The organism is Mycobacterium sp. (assembly GCF_049281135.1).
In the GTDB taxonomy this organism is placed as follows: domain Bacteria; phylum Actinomycetota; class Actinomycetes; order Mycobacteriales; family Mycobacteriaceae; genus Mycobacterium.
This window is the reverse complement of sequence record NZ_JBAPRN010000817.1, coordinates 1-14700: the sequence shown is the minus strand read 5'-3', so window position 1 is coordinate 14700 and position 14700 is coordinate 1. Positions and strand designations below refer to the sequence as shown.

Here is a 14700-nt window from a genome sequence, read left to right as displayed (position 1 = left end):
TGCGCGCCAACGACGCTGCAGAGCGAAGCGATGAAAAGGAGTGGCGCCAGTGAGCGGCCACCTCGCTGCGGTGCTCGGCACCGGCCAGACTAAATACGTCGCCAAGCGCCAGGACGTTTCGATGAACGGTCTGGTTCGCGAGGCCATCGACAAGGCATTGGCCGACTCCGGATCGACGATGGGCGACATCGACGCCGTGGTGGTCGGCAAGGCACCCGACTTCTTCGAGGGCGTCATGATGCCGGAGCTGTTCATGGCCGACGCCGTCGGCGCGACCGGCAAGCCGCTGATCCGGGTGCACACCGCGGGTTCGGTCGGCGGGTCGACGGGCGTGGTGGCGGCCAGCCTGGTGCAGTCGGGCAAATACCGGCGCGTACTGGCGATGGCGTGGGAGAAGCAGTCCGAGTCGAATGCTATGTGGGCGTTGAGTATTCCGGTGCCGTTCACCAAGCCGGTCGGCGCGGGCGCGGGCGGCTACTTTGCGCCGCACGTGCGCTCCTACATCCGTCGATCGGGCGCGCCAAACCACATCGGTGCGATGGTCGCGGTCAAGGACCGGCTGAACGGGGCCAAGAACCCGCTGGCGCACCTGCACCAACCAGACATCACGCTGGACAAGGTGATGGCGTCGCAGATGCTGTGGGACCCAATCCGCTTCGACGAAACCTGCCCGTCGTCCGACGGCGCCTGCGCGGTGGTGATCGGCAACGAGGACATCGGCGACAAGCGGGTCGCCGACGGCTATCCGGTGGCGTGGATCCACGCGACCGCATTGCGCACCGAACCGCTGGCCTACTCGGGTCGCGACCAGGTCAACCCGCAAGCCGGCCGCGATGCCGCGAAGGAGTTGTGGAAGGCGGCCGGCATCACCAGCCCCATCGACGAGATCGACGCGGCCGAGATTTACGTGCCGTTCTCCTGGTTCGAGCCGATGTGGTTGGAGAACTTGGGCTTTGCGCCAGAGGGCGAAGGATGGAAGCTCACCGAGGCCGGTGAAACCGCGATCGGCGGACGGATCCCGCTCAACGCCTCCGGTGGGGTGCTGTCGTCCAACCCGATCGGGGCCTCCGGCCTGATCCGGTTCGCCGAGGCGGCCATCCAGGTGATGGGCAAGGCGGGCGATCACCAAGTCAAGGGCGCCCGGAAGGCACTCGGCCACGCCTACGGCGGTGGCTCGCAGTATTACTCGATGTGGGTCGTCGGCTCGGGCAAACCGGAGGCCAAGCCGTGAAGTACACCTGCAGCATCGCGATGGGGCCGATCGACCAACTGGTCGAGATCGCGAAAACGGCCGAAGATGTGGGATTCGATGCGATCGCGTTGCCCGACTCGCTGTTCTACATGGAGACGGCCGCCGAAGATTACCCGTATACGCCGGACGGGTCACGGATGTGGAACCAGGACACCCCGTGGGTCGATCCGCTGATCGCTGCCGGAGCGATGGGCGCGGTGACGTCGAAACTGTTCTTCTACACCAACGTGATGAAACTCGGCTCGCGTAACCCGCTGCTACTCGCCCGCCAGGTCGGTTCGGTGGCCAACCTCACCAACAACCGGTTCGGCTTCGGCGTCGGCATCGGCTGGGCACCAGAAGAATTCGAATGGTGCGGCGTGCCCTACGCCAAGCGCGGCAAGCGTGTCGACGAGATGATCGAGGTCATCAAGCTCGTGCTGGACGGCGGTATGGTCGAATTCCACGGCGACTTCTACGACTTCGACAAGTTGCAGATGAGCCCGGCCCCGAGCAAGCCCGTGCCGTTCTACGTCGGCGGTCACACTGACGTGGCGCTCAAGCGCGCCGCCCGGGTCAGCGACGGGTGGACCAGCGCGATGATGACTTGCGAGCAACTCGGCGAGACCATCGGCAAGATCAAGGCGTTACTCGCCGAATACGACCGTGCGGACGTGCCTTTCGAATACCAGGCGGTCTGCATCGACAAGTTCGGCGTTGACGGTCACAAGGAGCTGGCCGACGTCGGCGTCACCGACAACATAGTTGTCCCATGGGTCTTCGACGGGCTCGGCTTTGACGCGCCGATCGAGAAGAAGAAAGACTCACTGAAGCGCTTCGCGGACACCTACATTCACTCGGGGTGGCAAGACTGATGACAGATTCTCTTGCACACCTGGCCGGCAAGCGCTCCCGCGATGCGGTGGGCGCCCGGGACAAAGAAGCGTGGCTGGCGGTCTTCGCCGACGATGCGATCGTCGAAGATCCCATCGGCCCATCCCATTTCGATCCCGAGGGCAAGGGCCATCGCGGACGCGACGCCATCTCGGCATTCTGGGACAAGGCGATTGCGCCGACCGACAAGATCGAGTTCGTTTTTCGCGACACCTATCAGTGTGGCAATGAAGAAGCCAACGTCGGCCACATCTTGATCACCGCGGCAGGACACCAGGTAACCGCCGAAGGGGTGTTCACCTACAAAGCCGACAACAACGGCAAGCTGCTGGCGCTGCGCGCGTACTGGGAAGTCGATCAGGCCACCGCGAGCGCGCGCAAGATCTGAACCCGGCACTGCTGTCCCCCGTAGTTACATTGGAGCGACCTCCACATCGGCCGGGGGAGTTGCAGGATGGACAGCGTGGACGAGCCCGTTGGTGGGGACGATCCCGTGCGAGTGCGCGGTGCTATCGATGCGCCGTCGCGCCGGCTTTGGCTGGCCAAATGGTGCGTGCTGGCGGTGCCGCACTACCCCATTCTGATCGGTCTGTATCTGCTGTATCCGCTGGTGACGATCGCCGCCGGCGTCGCCATCGTCTTCACCGGACGCTATCCGCGCCCGCTTTTCGACTTCAATGTCGGGGTCCTGCGCTGGTCGTGGCGACTGATGAATTACCGCTTCCCGATGAACAGCACCGACAAGTACCCGCCTTTCACGCTCGCCTCGGTACCGGATTACCCTGCCGACCTCGAGGTGGATTACCCCGCAAGCCTTCGGAATCGGACGGTGCTGTTTCAACGGTGGCTGCTGGGGCTTCCGCAGATAATCCTCTGCTGGTCGTTGGAGCCATTTCTTCAGGCGCTGTGCGTCGTCAACGCCGTATGGTTGGGGTGCGTCGGCACGATCAACCAGGGCATGTTCGACCTTCTGATGGGCATCGTCAGGTGGCGCTACCGGGTGGCCGTCTACGTCTCGCTGATGCGCGACGAGTATCCGCCGTTCCGAATGGATCTGGGTAACGCGCAGGTAGGCCATGGCGCGCCGTAATCCACTGTTCCCGTATATCTATCGACTCGGCATGCCGGTGTTCGACCGGCTGTTCTATCGCCGATACCGCCGAGAGGCAATGACTCATGCGTTCGGCCGGCTACTGATGGTGGGCCTGGGACCCGGCGCCGACCTGCTGTTCCTCCCCGCAGCGGTCACGTCGGTTGCCGCCGTGGAGCCCGAGGCGGCGATGCGCAGAATGGCGTCCGCGCTGGCACGCCGGCACGGCATTGAGATCGACGTCGTCGATGGGATCGGCGAGTCGATTCCCTTTCCGGACAACAGCTTTGACTCGGTGCACATCGGCCTGGTGTTGTGTTCGGTCGACGATGTGGCCGCGACGCTCGCTGAAATCCGCCGGGTTCTTGCTCCCGGGGGCAGATTGGTTGTTCTCGAGCATGTCCGCGGGGACGGCCTGATGGGCTGGTTTCAGGACCTGATCGCCAAGCCGTGGTCGTGGCTGGCTTCCGGATGCGAGCCGAACCGCCGAACCATCGACGCCATCGCCGCGGCCGGGTTCGATACCGGGGGATTGCACAGCACCCGACGCACCCTGGTGCCGCCCCCGTGCACCCCTCATCTGCAAGGGTTCGCCACCGTTATCGAATGAACGCGGAGTTCGTTGATAAGGAAATCGTCATCGTTTGTTCAGCTTTTGTTAAGGCTTAGGTTATCTGTTGTTCATCGACGACACGTGGTTCCCGGTATGGCCGAACATTCTGCTCGGTTTCTGATTGGCGGATCGCACCAGGTGAGGGGGTGTCACTCAGCTTCTTTCTGGCATACGCTCAGGTTCTACTAACAGTGACCTAGATCACTCTCACGATTGGAGTCTCCAATGAGTGCTCGCCCCATGACACTCGTTCTCGGTACGGCCGCCGGTGCTCTCCTGGCCGCCGGTCTCTTCCCGCTGGCAACCATCCCCGTCGCACACGCGGACGAAGGGGATGCCATCGGAGTCGCCGGCCTCGCCGACCCCGCATTGGTCATCCCAGCACCGGACTCGGGCTTTATCTCCTCCACTGACCCCCTGCTTGCCATGCTTGGCATCACGGACATCGGAGCTGCCGACCCTGGCGAAAATTTTGAAGGGATGATTCTGGAAATTCCGAAGCTTGGCATCACGGATGTGTTGACGTCCGGGATGGACCCCGGGGATAACTTGGCTGGGCTTGGGGTGGCCCTGCCCGATGACGTGGGCGTAGGGATGGCCGGCGTGACAGTCAACACGTTCGTCGACACAATGATGCCAAGCCTCGACGGCTCGTTCACCATTCCCTTCACGGATCCCCTCGCTGGGCTGTGGGAGATCCTCGTTGCGAACGACTTCTTCGGCCTGTGAGGTAAATAGCTGAACTGAGATCGCCGTCGCCCTACTCGACGCCGACCGCCTCGATGATGTTGAGTCGCGCCGCGCGTCGGGCTGGCGGCAGCGAGCCCAACAGGCTGACCGCCAGCGCACCGAGGGTGAACACAAGCGCCATCGGACTCGGCCGGAAGCGCACGGTGAAGTTCATCATCTCGCCGCTGACCAGGCTGTAGAGCCACTGATCCGCCAGACCGAACAGCAAACCCAAAACGCCGCCGACGATACCGATGGCAGCCGCCTCGGCCAAGATCATGCGCAGGGTGAACCGCCTGCTGGTCCCCATCGCCCGCAGCACACCAATTTCACGACGCCGCTCAAGCACCGACAGCGTCAACGTATTGAAAAGTGCTATCGCCGCGACGAATACAACAATGATCCACACGGCGTTGGCGATGAACATGCTCTGATGCAGTGGCGCCTCCAGGCCCGCCAGCGCCGTGCGACCGCTGTATACGTAGTTCGGCGCAGGCACCGCCCGGCGGACGTCGGCCAGTAGACGATTCGGATCCACGCCCGCAGCCGCGTTGACCTGAAGTGATGTCGCTGCCGGACGATCGAACCATTCCCGCATTCGGTCGAGGTTCATCCCGACGGTGCCGATGACGGTCGAGAAGTAGGGGACCAGGGCCAGCACCTTCGCACGCCGCGGGCCGTGCGGCGTCTGCAACTGAAGTTGGTCGCCGGCTCGAACGTGCAGAGTCTTGCCGAGGTTTTGCGACAGCACCACTCCCCGACCGGCGAGCACCGCATTGCGTACCTGATCGCCTAACGCCCGGTAGAGCGGGTCGGCGGTGCCGGCGGAAAACCCGTCGAGCATCACGCGCGTCCCGGCGACCTCGGCGAACCCGGCTGAGCCGTTGATGACACTGCGTACCCCCGGCACCGCGGCCACCTTGTCGGCAAGATCCTGGGGCAGCGCGTCGGCGGGGTAGCTGTCGGGGGCATCGGCACTCACCCACACGTCAACGCCCGCGACCGGCGCGAAAATGGCTCGCGCCGAACGGATCATGTCGGCGTTCGTACCGGTTATCACCACGGTGGTGACCACTGCGATGAGCACCGTCATTACTGTGGCCCACACCCGCCGTGGCGCCCGCTCTATCGTCGCAGCGGCCAGCGGTCCAACTGATCCGAAAAGCCGGGCCGTCGCGGATGCCGCCTTGACCATGACCGAGGTCAGTGCGAAGCCGAGGGCGATCTCCGCGCTGAACAACGCGAAGACGGCGACGAAGGCCAAGCTGCCGCGATGCTCGACGACGACGCCGATCGATGCCGCGAACACCGCGACGGCCGCAATCCCAGATGTCATCCGTAGCCACCGTGGCACGAAATCGGCCGCTGAAACGCCGACCGGCGCAAGGGCCTCGATCGGTGAAACCTTGTAGACCTGTCGGGCCGCCATCGCCGTTGCCGCCACAGCGGTGAGGATCGTCGCTGCCAGTGCCACCGGTATGGCATAGCCAGGTAAGAAGTACTCGATCCGAGCTTCCAAACCTTGGGTTATGGCCGGCGGCAATCGGCCAATCGCGGCACGGCCCATCGCTATTCCGATCCCCGAGCCGATCGCTCCGCCGATCAGCCCGAGGATGACGGCCTCCGCGAGCAGGTCGCGAACGATCGTGGTGCGTCGGCCGCCGATCGCCCGCAGCATCGAGATGACCGGCCGGCGCTGGGTGATCGCCATCGTCATCGTGGTGTACACCAGGAACGCGCCAACCACCAAGGCCACCCCAGCACCCATCAATGCCATGTAGTTCATCAGCTTGACGCCGTCGCCGGCGCGGACTGCCCGCATGCTCGGAGTCGCGACAATCGCCCGATCCTTGACGGCGGCGGTGACCCCCGCCCGCACCGTTCCGAGACCGGCACCGGGTTTTGTCGTGATGAGTATCGAGTCGAGCTGGCCCCTACGTCCAGTTATGTTCTGCGCCAGAGCAAGTGGAGCGAGGACGTAATGGCCGCCGTTGAGATCCGCAAGTTGCTTGCCGGTGAGCACTTCCGTGACCGTGACCGAAGTGGAGCCCAGCTGGAATGTCTGACCTTTGGCGTAACCGATCCGAGGCCCGACCTGGACACCGTTGGGGTTCTCGGACAGGGTCTTCAACGGTTTCTGAACGGCGTCTTTCAAGGCGCCGCCCAACGCGGCGCTGGTCTTGTCTGCGCCGAACAGCAAAACTGGACCCGATGCCGCGGAGGTGGAGGTTCGGATCATGGGAGCCGCGGTCGCAACGCCAGGAACCGCAGCGACATCGGCGGTGATCGCATCGGGAAAGCCCGCGTCGGTGATTCCCGATACCTCAAGTGCCGCGACGCCGGCGATCCCATCCGCCAGTCGGTTCACCGATCCGGTGATCGAGCCAAAGATTCCGATGATCGCGACGAGATACATTGCGGAAACTGCCATTACAGCGATCGATGCCGTCGTGCGCCGGCGATGCACCATGAGCTCGCGGAGGCTGAACACGCGTAATCGGCTTGCCGCCGCGGCAATCGCCGAGCCTGGACTCATCTCAACACCGCGGCAAGCTGGTCGGAACCCACCCGACCGTCTTGGAGGGTGATGACCCGATCAGTCGCCGCAGCCGCATCAGAGTTGTGGGTCACCATCACGACCAGCCGGCTGCCGCCCTCTACGTGCGCCACCTCGGCCAGCAACTCCAAGATCGAAGTGCCCGTAGCGGAATCGAGATTGCCGGTCGGTTCATCGGCGAGAATCAACGATGGATTCATCATCAACGCCCGGGCCACCGCCACCCGTTGCATTTGACCGCCCGAAAGCTCCGCTGGCCGGTGCTGCGTGCGGGCGCCGAGCCCGACCCGCTCCAACTGCCGAACGGCATCCGACTTGACCTTGCCCAGTCGGACCCCGTCGAGCAGTTTCGGAACCGCCACGTTTTCCCATGCCGACAGCGTCGGCAGCAAGTTGAAGAACTGGAAAACGAAGCCGACGCGATGATGGCGAAATTCTGATCGTTGCTCGTCGCTGAGGCGACCGATCTCGCTTCCGTCGAAGATGATCGACCCGGAATCAGGTGCGTCGAGGGCTCCGAGCAAGTGCAGCAACGTGCTCTTGCCGGCGCCCGATGGTCCGACTATCGAGACAAACTGCCCGCCCTCGAGCTCAAGGCTCACTCCGTCGAGCGCGCGCACATCCTGGTCGCCGACCCTGTACTGGCGAACAACGTCGCGCAGTTCGATTCTCAGCCAACGGCTTGGTGCGGCACGGTTGTCGAGTGGTGTGTTCATAGCCCTCCGCAAGAACGCAGCGATCAGTCGGCCGCGACGAATCGGACGCGGCCCACTGCCACTCCCGTGCAACCTTGTCGCAAAGGCGCGTGTGCGAAATATAACGAGTCACAGCCCTGGTCGGTTCAACGATTTCGAATTTTTTTCCCGCCGCCGATCCACGAAGACGAAGCAGCGCAAAGTCGGGCCATTTATTGGCATCGCATGTATAATCGCCTCAGCTAATTGACAGCGAAATCTGCGCGATTGCAACGCTTTTGACAGGAGCCGCTTTCCCTATCACCTACGCTGCAGCCCGTGGAATCACCGTCGTACGCCCACGAAGGAGACCGGCCCGATGCCGCTGCCCGCGCTTGAAGATATCGTCGCCCACACCGGCAGCACCGAGCCGATCGATGGAATAACTCGAATCGAGACCAGCCCGCGGGAGAAAGCCACCCCGATGATCATGGAAATGATGCATTCGGTATACCCGCACGACGAGGTGTTCGGCCAATACTGCACCGTCAACGACTACATTGACTGCCCGCCGGACGAACTGTTCTCCTACATGGCCGATACCCGTTGCCTGGAAGAGTGGACCTACAGCCTGCGCGGGTTCACCGAAACCGATGAGCCAGGACTATGGCAGGCCTACGACCGGCTGGGGTCGGAGACCGAGATCTACGTCCGCACAGAGGCCAGCGAGCAGGGCCGCACCGTCGACTATCACTGCGCGTGGGACCAGGGCAAGCATCTATGGATGATTTACCTGATGCGCATCATCGACGCGCAAACCGTGCTGGACAAGCCGGGCTCGGTGGTGCTGTGGACGAACTGTCATCATCCGTTCTACGACCGCAACCCGTATCCAGACGCCAGCCCGCCGGAACGGCCGGTGTGGGTGGGAGACTTCTGGGACATGTTCGGCGCAGGTCATCTGCTGGAGATGAAGAACCTCAAAGCCATCGCCGAATACCGTCACCACAATGGGCTCGCGGTGACGCCAGACTGGATGCGACAAGCCTAAATCGGTTCCAGCCCAGTCAAATAGCGCTGGGCCAGATCTTGGTACGCCTTCGGGTTGACCTTCACCCACATCTCGGCGCCGGTCCCCGCGATCGGGCCCTTGATGGTGGCCGGCGCTCCGACCACCAGCATTTCGTCGGGGATCTTGGTGCCGCCGGTCACCAGCGCGCCCGCCGCGATCAGGCTGCGCGCGCCGATCACCGCGCCGTCGAGCACGGTGGCGTGGTTAGCGATCAGTGCCTCGGCCCCGATATGGGCGCCGTGGATGATGCACATGTGCGCCACGGTCGCTCCGGGACCGATGTCGACCGGGATGCCGGGCGGTGAGTGCAGGACCGACCCGTCCTGCACGTTGGCGCCCTCACGGACGATCACCGGGCCGTAGTCGGCGCGCAGCACCGTGTTGAACCACACCGACGCGCCGGCCTCGACCGTCACATCGCCGATCAAGGTGGCGGTTGGGGCGACGAAAGCGGTGGGATCGACCCGCGGCGATCGGCCTTCGAAGGAATACAGCGGCATCGTTCAGATATACCGCAGGCCGGGTAACCGGCGACGATGCACCGATTGCCGGATCGTAAATGTCCGCGTCATTGCGCTATCCCAGCGAAAAACTGTAACGTGTTCTAGTTAGAGGCCGAGAAACCTGGAGGTGTCATGGCTACCGAGACTGCCGGTATACGCGAGATCGACGCCGGCACCCTGCCCGACCGGTACGCCCGGGGCTGGCACTGCCTTGGCCCGATCAAGGACTACCTGGACGGCGAGCCCCACGGAGTCGAGGCATTCGGCACGCACCTGGTCGTGTTCGCCGACTCGCACGGCGACGTGCACGTGCTGGACGGCTACTGCCGGCACATGGGCGGCAACCTGTCGCAGGGCACCATCAAGGGTGACGAGATCGCTTGCCCGTTCCACGACTGGCGCTGGGGTGGCGACGGCAAGTGCAAGCTGGTGCCCTACGCCAAGCGCACGCCGCGGCTGGCCCGCACCCGGTCCTGGGCGACCGACGTGCGCAGCGGGCTGCTGTTCGTCTGGCACGACCACGAAAAGAACCCTCCGCAACCCGAGGTGCAAATCCCCGAAATCCCAGAATTCGCCAGCGGCGACTGGACCGACTGGCGCTGGAACTCGATCCTGATCGAGGGCTCCAACTGCCGCGACATCATCGACAACGTGACCGACATGGCTCATTTCTTCTACATTCACTTCGGCCTCCCAACGTATTTCAAGAATGTTTTCGAGGGCCACATCGCCTCGCAGTATCTACACAACGTCGGTAGGCCTGACATCAACGACCTGGGCACCTCTTACGGTGAAGCGCATCTGGATTCGGAGGCGTCCTACTTCGGCCCGTCGTTCATGATCAACTGGCTGCACAACAAATACGGCGACTACAAGGCCGAGTCGATCCTGATCAACTGCCACTACCCGGTTAGCCAGGACTCGTTCATGCTGCAGTGGGGCGTCATCGTCGAAAAGCCCAAGGGCATGGACGAAAAGATGACAGAGAAGCTGTCCAGGGTGTTCACCGAGGGCGTCAGCAAGGGCTTTCTGCAGGACGTCGAAATCTGGAAGCACAAGACTCGCATCGACAACCCGCTGCTCGTCGAAGAAGACGGCGCCGTGTATCAGATGCGGCGGTGGTACCAGCAGTTCTACGTCGACGTCGCCGATGTCACGCCGGACATGACCGACCGCTTCGAAATCGAGGTCGACACCACCATCGCCAACGAGAAGTGGCATGTCGAGGTCGACGAGAACCTGCAAAAGCAGGCTGACTCGGAAGGACAGCCGACCCAGGTTCCGCAATGAGCCCAGATCACCAGCCGCCCGACGTCGATCGATTAGCTCGGTCGATGTTGATGCTTCATGGCGATCACGACGGCCACGACGAGCCGGCTGCGGCCGCCGACCGTAGAGGTGGCGGATCTTGGTCCAAGGCATCGGCTTTCGCCGATGATCCAGAGCGCGCCGCCGCAGCGGCGGCGGCTACTCAGGCCGACCGCGCCCGCTATCTGACATCGGGCCTGCAGCCGGTTGATTGCCGGTTCTGCCATGCGACGGTGAATGTCAAGCGCCTGGGGCCGGGACACACTGCGGTGCAATGGAATACCGAAGCATCGCAGCGCTGCGCCTATTTCGCGGAGCTACGCGCGACCGGGGAGCACAGCGCGCGGACGCGGTCCTGCCCGAAATTGGGCGACAGCATCGAACACGCAGTTGCCGAAGGGTGTCTGGAAGCGGTTTCCACCGCCCCGCCCGCCGGCGACGGCTGAGTGGTGGGCCTTTCAGGTTGCGGCTAACGATTGATGAAGCGAGGGGTCAATCTCCGGATCACCCGATGCAACCGACAACCCTCCAAGGCCGAGCAGCATGGCTATCAAGACTGGGAATTCCAGATACGCGTGGTAGCTGGCGCATGCGGCATAAACCGCTTTGCCGGAGGCGTAGTCGATGGCCAACAGCGTGGCCACCGCGGCGCCCAGACCAGCACCCAGTGCCCACGCGCGCCGGCCGGTGAGCCAGGGCGCCCGGGCTTCGAATGCGCGCGCGGCATCAGGCGCATACCGCGGCAGGAAGGCCACCCACACGAAGTAGTGCATCGTCTGCAGGAACGCGAACACCACCAGCAGCCGCACGCCCATCTCGGTGACCACGGCTGCCGGTGGGGCGCTAGCCGCCACGATCGGCCGTGGGTCACCGGCAAATTCGGCCACCGGCGAGCTTGCGCCGCCGAAGTATCCGTCGAAAACACCGGTAAGCAGCAGCGCCGGGATCACCAGTACCCAGCCGATCTGCACGGCCCGAAACCAGCGCCGAACCGAAATGCTGGGCAGGCGTCGGGCCCATTCCCACAAAAAGACCAGCGGCACCACATTGTGCAGGTGGGCCAAGACCACGAAATGGTAGGCGGGCCAGTTCAGCGAAACGGCCGCCGCGCCTGCGAGCACGGCAAAAGCGATCACCCGCAGCGGCCCCCGCAGCGCGGCCGTGCAGGCCGCGCCGAGAACGGCGTACCCCAGAAGGATCTCAGCTAGCCGAGCTGGCTGGCCCACGACCATTCCGGCGACCCGGCACAGCACGATCGCGGTGATCAACGCGATAAGCACCACCAGCAGTTGCCCGGACAGCACGGGCGCGAACCGCCCGGCGACATAGCGCAATTCCAGCACGTTGTGCAGCACACCGAAGGCCATCAGCCCGAGGACAGTGGTGGCCAGCGGCGCCTGCATCGCGACGGCCAGCGCCGCTGCGGCGGTCACAACAAAGAGCACGATCACTCGTACAGTCATACGGTGTCCCAGCTGGCCGCGTTCGCCCTGACCTTCGTGATCGAATTGCCCTGGTATGTAACCGGCCTCGTGTGCCTCGTTGGCGCGCGGTGGTGGGCTGGGCTCCTCCTGGGCATCGGGGTCAATGCGTGCACCCATCCGCTGTTGTGGTGGGTGCTTGCCCCGCACCCGACGCTGCCGCGCACATTGCTGGCCGAAATCGTTGTCGTGGCGGCTGAGGCGGCGCTGCTAGCCGTCGCGGTCCGGCGCGACCTCGCCGTGCTCGCGCTGCTCAGTGTGGGCGCCAACGCCTCGTCGCTGCTGATCGGCATGGTGCTCACCTAGGCGGCGGCCCGGGCGGCCGCGGGGGTGGTGGCCCGGAGCGACGCCGGCGCCGGATCAGCACCACGACAAGCACAATCACCGCGGTGACGATCAGCACAAACAGCGCCAGCGCCAATACTGGGTAAACCGTGTTTTGCGGAGCTATGTCGGCGAGATAGGTGATCATGCGGTGAACGCTAATGGCGTCACCGGCTGCGCGCTGACAGATCAGGACACTGACGCAGACACGTCCGCGCACCAAGAGCCGCACCAGCTACGACGGTGGCGCGCACGAATCTCGCCACCACTACTCGTAACGAAAGCGGTCGTGCGCCCAGGTCGCGAATACGGCAGCACCGGCTACTTCGGCTGTCGCTCTGATCGTGGCGCTGCGAGCCTGGGCCGGCCGCTGTTGTCAGCATCTCGGTTGCGGTGGCAGTCGCATTGACGATAACGCGGCATATGAGAGGCCGTGACAATTACAGTCCGGCGAAGCGCTCCTTGACGGCCTCGGCGGTTAGCCCGTAGTCGGCCAGCGAATAGGTGTGCTTCGGAGCCCTTGCGCCGGTTTGGCTTTCGGCGTGGCTGTCTTCCATGGCCTGCCGGGCTTCGTCGGTGAGCGGGATATCGAATTTGCGGTAGACGTCGGCCACTGTGCCGAGCGGATCAGCAATCAGCTCCCGGTAGTCGACATCGTAGAACTGGTCCGGGTTGTATTTCGCGCGTGCGGTGTTGAACTGATCCAGACCGCGTGACCAGGTTTCCATTGCATCAGAACCGATTTGGGCGCCGACGAACTTCGTCGACCAGCCGTCGGTGGTGTGCTGCGCCAGCGAGCACATGGAGGCCATGATCGTGTCGACCGGTCGATGTGTCTGGATCACCAGGGCGTCGGGATACGTACGCATCAATGCGTCGAGCGCGAACAAGTGACTCGGGTTCTTCAGCACCCACCGCTTGTCGGCATCGTTGAGCCCGATCAGCTGAAGGTTCTTGCGATGCCGCTGATACGCCGGCGTCCAGTCCTGTTGCGTCAACCACTTCGAGTAGCTCGGTAAGTGCGCCAGTGTCTCGTAGGACACCGAATGCAGCGACTGACGCAGCAGCTGCCAGCATTCCTCGAGCTCGTAGGCGGCCATGAAATGCAGGCCGGTGTATCCGGGGTTGTCCTCGTGGTGCTGGGTGAACTGAGCGTCGAGCTGGCGATACAGCGGATGGGAATCCCAGGTGTCGCGCGGCGGACGCGGCTGCGGGAATTCGGCCAGCCACATGTGCAGACCCTGTGCGGCTGGGTCGGCGCCGAGCAGCCGATGCAGCGCCGTGGTGCCGGTCCGCACCAGCCCGGTGACGAATATGGGCCGCTTGACGGCGACCTCAGCGTGTTGTGGATACTGCTTCCACGCGGATTCCGACAACAGCCTGGCTACCAGCGCGCCGCGCAAGAAGAACCGATTCATCTTGCTGCCCAACACCGTAAGACCGGCTTCCTGCCGGTAGGAGTCCAGCAGCACACCCAGCGCTTCGCGATAGTTGTCGTTGTCGACACCGAAGTCGTCCAGCCCGGTCAACTTGGTGGCCGAGGCATGCAACTCATCGACGGTTGCAATGTCGGTGCGTTCGGCCATCAGGTGTGGTACTCGCCGCAGTTGACGTCGAGCGTCTGCCCGCTGATGCCGCTGGACAGATCACTGGCCATGAACATGATCGCCGACGCCACTTCGTCCTCGGTGGGCAGCCGCTTGAGGTCGGAGTTCGCCGCGGTGGCCTGATAGATCTGGTCCGCGGTGGTGCCGTACTTACCGGCCTGGTGCTCGAAGTAGGCTTGCAGCGTCTCGCCCCAGATATAACCGGGTGCAACGGAATTGACGCGGATACCCTTCTCGCCGAGTTCGGTGGCCAACGACTGCGACATCGACAGCAACGCCGACTTGGCCATCTTGTACGCGCCGTACTTCGCCTGCGAGTGCCGCAACACCATCGAGTTGACATTGACGACCGAGCCATTCGACTGTTCCAGCGCCGGCGTGAAGGCCTGGATCAGACGCAACGCGCCGAGCGCACTGAGTTCGATCGCGTCGCGGATATGCTGGAAACTGGTGCCGGCCAACGGTTTCATCGACGGCACCCGGAATGCGTTGTTGATCAACACGTCAACTTTGCCGAAGTGCGCAGTGACGGACTCGACGAGGGCGGCAACGTCGTCATCATCGGTGATGTCCGCGCGCACCGCCAACGTGTTGTGCCCGGCGTCATTGAGCTTAGC

Annotated in this window: 17 protein-coding genes; 10 read left to right on the top strand and 7 right to left on the bottom strand. The window is 63.6% G+C overall.

Annotated features, from left to right (window positions below):
• Nucleotides 1–49: 49 nt before the first annotated feature.
• From WAN02_RS32585 to WAN02_RS32560, 6 genes are all read left to right on the top strand, one after another.
• Nucleotides 50–1231 carry a thiolase domain-containing protein gene (locus WAN02_RS32585; protein WP_422269487.1) on the top strand — a complete coding sequence of 394 codons (1182 nt, stop codon included), beginning with the start codon at nt 50–52 and terminating at the stop codon, nt 1229–1231.
• Complete coding sequence (locus WAN02_RS32580; RefSeq protein ID WP_422269486.1) at nt 1228–2106, top strand: TIGR03619 family F420-dependent LLM class oxidoreductase; 879 nt, start codon at nt 1228–1230, stop codon at nt 2104–2106. The genes WAN02_RS32585 and WAN02_RS32580 overlap by 4 nt, the downstream gene beginning before the upstream one ends.
• Nucleotides 2106–2513, top strand: a complete 408-nt coding sequence (locus WAN02_RS32575) for a nuclear transport factor 2 family protein (RefSeq protein WP_422269485.1) — start codon at nt 2106–2108, stop codon at nt 2511–2513. The genes WAN02_RS32580 and WAN02_RS32575 overlap by 1 nt, the downstream gene beginning before the upstream one ends.
• A 111-nt stretch (nt 2514–2624) precedes the next feature.
• Nucleotides 2625–3215 carry a DUF4389 domain-containing protein gene (locus WAN02_RS32570; protein ID WP_422269488.1) on the top strand — a complete coding sequence of 197 codons (591 nt, stop codon included), beginning with the start codon at nt 2625–2627 and terminating at the stop codon, nt 3213–3215.
• On the top strand, nt 3202–3825 hold the full coding sequence (locus tag WAN02_RS32565; RefSeq protein WP_422269484.1) for a class I SAM-dependent methyltransferase: 624 nt from the start codon (nt 3202–3204) through the stop codon (nt 3823–3825). The genes WAN02_RS32570 and WAN02_RS32565 overlap by 14 nt, the downstream gene beginning before the upstream one ends.
• A 243-nt stretch (nt 3826–4068) precedes the next feature.
• Nucleotides 4069–4557, top strand: a complete 489-nt coding sequence (locus WAN02_RS32560) for a hypothetical protein (protein ID WP_422269483.1) — start codon at nt 4069–4071, stop codon at nt 4555–4557.
• A gap of 31 nt (nt 4558–4588) precedes the next feature.
• On the opposite strand, the gene WAN02_RS32555 is transcribed toward WAN02_RS32560, so the two are convergent.
• Nucleotides 4589–7093 carry an ABC transporter permease gene (locus WAN02_RS32555; protein ID WP_422269482.1) on the bottom strand — a complete coding sequence of 835 codons (2505 nt, stop codon included), beginning with the start codon at nt 7091–7093 and terminating at the stop codon, nt 4589–4591.
• Complete coding sequence (locus WAN02_RS32550) at nt 7090–7830, bottom strand: ABC transporter ATP-binding protein (RefSeq protein WP_422269481.1); 741 nt, start codon at nt 7828–7830, stop codon at nt 7090–7092. Before WAN02_RS32550 ends, WAN02_RS32555 begins: the two co-directional genes overlap by 4 nt.
• Nucleotides 7831–8167: 337 nt before the next feature.
• On the opposite strand from WAN02_RS32550, the gene WAN02_RS32545 reads away from it, so the two are divergent.
• Entirely contained in the window at nt 8168–8839 is a 672-nt protein-coding gene (locus tag WAN02_RS32545; RefSeq protein ID WP_422269480.1) for an SRPBCC family protein, read from the top strand.
• Here the strand turns inward: WAN02_RS32545 and WAN02_RS32540 are convergent.
• Nucleotides 8836–9360 (bottom strand): gamma carbonic anhydrase family protein, encoded by a 525-nt coding sequence (locus WAN02_RS32540; RefSeq protein WP_422269479.1) that lies wholly within the window; start codon nt 9358–9360, stop codon nt 8836–8838. The two genes, WAN02_RS32545 and WAN02_RS32540, sit on opposite strands and share 4 nt — an antisense overlap.
• Before the next feature lie 135 nt (nt 9361–9495).
• Between WAN02_RS32540 and WAN02_RS32535 the strand changes: the two genes are divergently transcribed.
• Together WAN02_RS32535 and WAN02_RS32530 are read left to right on the top strand one after the other, a co-directional pair.
• Entirely contained in the window at nt 9496–10653 is a 1158-nt protein-coding gene (locus tag WAN02_RS32535) for a Rieske 2Fe-2S domain-containing protein (protein ID WP_422269478.1), read from the top strand.
• Nucleotides 10650–11117: a hypothetical protein gene (locus WAN02_RS32530; RefSeq protein WP_422269477.1), complete on the top strand. Its 468-nt coding sequence runs from the start codon at nt 10650–10652 to the stop codon at nt 11115–11117. The genes WAN02_RS32535 and WAN02_RS32530 overlap by 4 nt, the downstream gene beginning before the upstream one ends.
• A 12-nt stretch (nt 11118–11129) precedes the next feature.
• Here WAN02_RS32530 and WAN02_RS32525 read toward each other — a convergent pair whose 3' ends face one another.
• Nucleotides 11130–12134 (bottom strand): hypothetical protein, encoded by a 1005-nt coding sequence (locus WAN02_RS32525; protein ID WP_422269476.1) that lies wholly within the window; start codon nt 12132–12134, stop codon nt 11130–11132.
• A gap of 3 nt (nt 12135–12137) precedes the next feature.
• Here WAN02_RS32525 and WAN02_RS32520 point away from each other — a divergent pair, with 3 nt between their 5' ends.
• Entirely contained in the window at nt 12138–12458 is a 321-nt protein-coding gene (locus WAN02_RS32520) for a hypothetical protein (protein ID WP_422269475.1), read from the top strand.
• Here the strand turns inward: WAN02_RS32520 and WAN02_RS32515 are convergent.
• The 3 genes from WAN02_RS32515 to WAN02_RS32505 form a co-directional block, all read right to left on the bottom strand.
• On the bottom strand, nt 12451–12624 hold the full coding sequence (locus WAN02_RS32515; protein WP_422269474.1) for a hypothetical protein: 174 nt from the start codon (nt 12622–12624) through the stop codon (nt 12451–12453). The two genes, WAN02_RS32520 and WAN02_RS32515, sit on opposite strands and share 8 nt — an antisense overlap.
• Nucleotides 12625–12916: 292 nt before the next feature.
• Complete coding sequence (locus WAN02_RS32510; RefSeq protein WP_422269473.1) at nt 12917–14062, bottom strand: sulfotransferase family protein; 1146 nt, start codon at nt 14060–14062, stop codon at nt 12917–12919.
• Nucleotides 14062–14700 (bottom strand): SDR family oxidoreductase (locus WAN02_RS32505; protein ID WP_422269472.1); only part of this gene is annotated, 639 nt, incomplete at its 5' end. The genes WAN02_RS32505 and WAN02_RS32510, both read right to left, overlap by 1 nt.

Excerpts from the sequence above, each read along its gene's own strand:
- WAN02_RS32575 (WP_422269485.1), top strand. The coding sequence starts at position 2,106 with ATGACAGATTCTCTTGCACACCTGGCCGGCAAGCGCTCCCGCGATGCG.
- WAN02_RS32565 (WP_422269484.1), top strand. The coding sequence starts at position 3,202 with ATGGCGCGCCGTAATCCACTGTTCCCGTATATCTATCGACTCGGCATG.
- WAN02_RS32560 (WP_422269483.1), top strand. The coding sequence starts at position 4,069 with ATGACACTCGTTCTCGGTACGGCCGCCGGTGCTCTCCTGGCCGCCGGT.
- WAN02_RS32555 (WP_422269482.1), bottom strand. The coding sequence starts at position 7,093 with ATGAGTCCAGGCTCGGCGATTGCCGCGGCGGCAAGCCGATTACGCGTG.
- WAN02_RS32550 (WP_422269481.1), bottom strand. The coding sequence starts at position 7,830 with ATGAACACACCACTCGACAACCGTGCCGCACCAAGCCGTTGGCTGAGA.
- WAN02_RS32545 (WP_422269480.1), top strand. The coding sequence starts at position 8,168 with ATGCCGCTGCCCGCGCTTGAAGATATCGTCGCCCACACCGGCAGCACC.
- WAN02_RS32540 (WP_422269479.1), bottom strand. The coding sequence starts at position 9,360 with ATGCCGCTGTATTCCTTCGAAGGCCGATCGCCGCGGGTCGATCCCACC.
- WAN02_RS32535 (WP_422269478.1), top strand. The coding sequence starts at position 9,496 with ATGGCTACCGAGACTGCCGGTATACGCGAGATCGACGCCGGCACCCTG.
- WAN02_RS32530 (WP_422269477.1), top strand. The coding sequence starts at position 10,650 with ATGAGCCCAGATCACCAGCCGCCCGACGTCGATCGATTAGCTCGGTCG.
- WAN02_RS32525 (WP_422269476.1), bottom strand. The coding sequence starts at position 12,134 with ATGACTGTACGAGTGATCGTGCTCTTTGTTGTGACCGCCGCAGCGGCG.
- WAN02_RS32515 (WP_422269474.1), bottom strand. The coding sequence starts at position 12,624 with ATGATCACCTATCTCGCCGACATAGCTCCGCAAAACACGGTTTACCCA.
- WAN02_RS32510 (WP_422269473.1), bottom strand. The coding sequence starts at position 14,062 with ATGGCCGAACGCACCGACATTGCAACCGTCGATGAGTTGCATGCCTCG.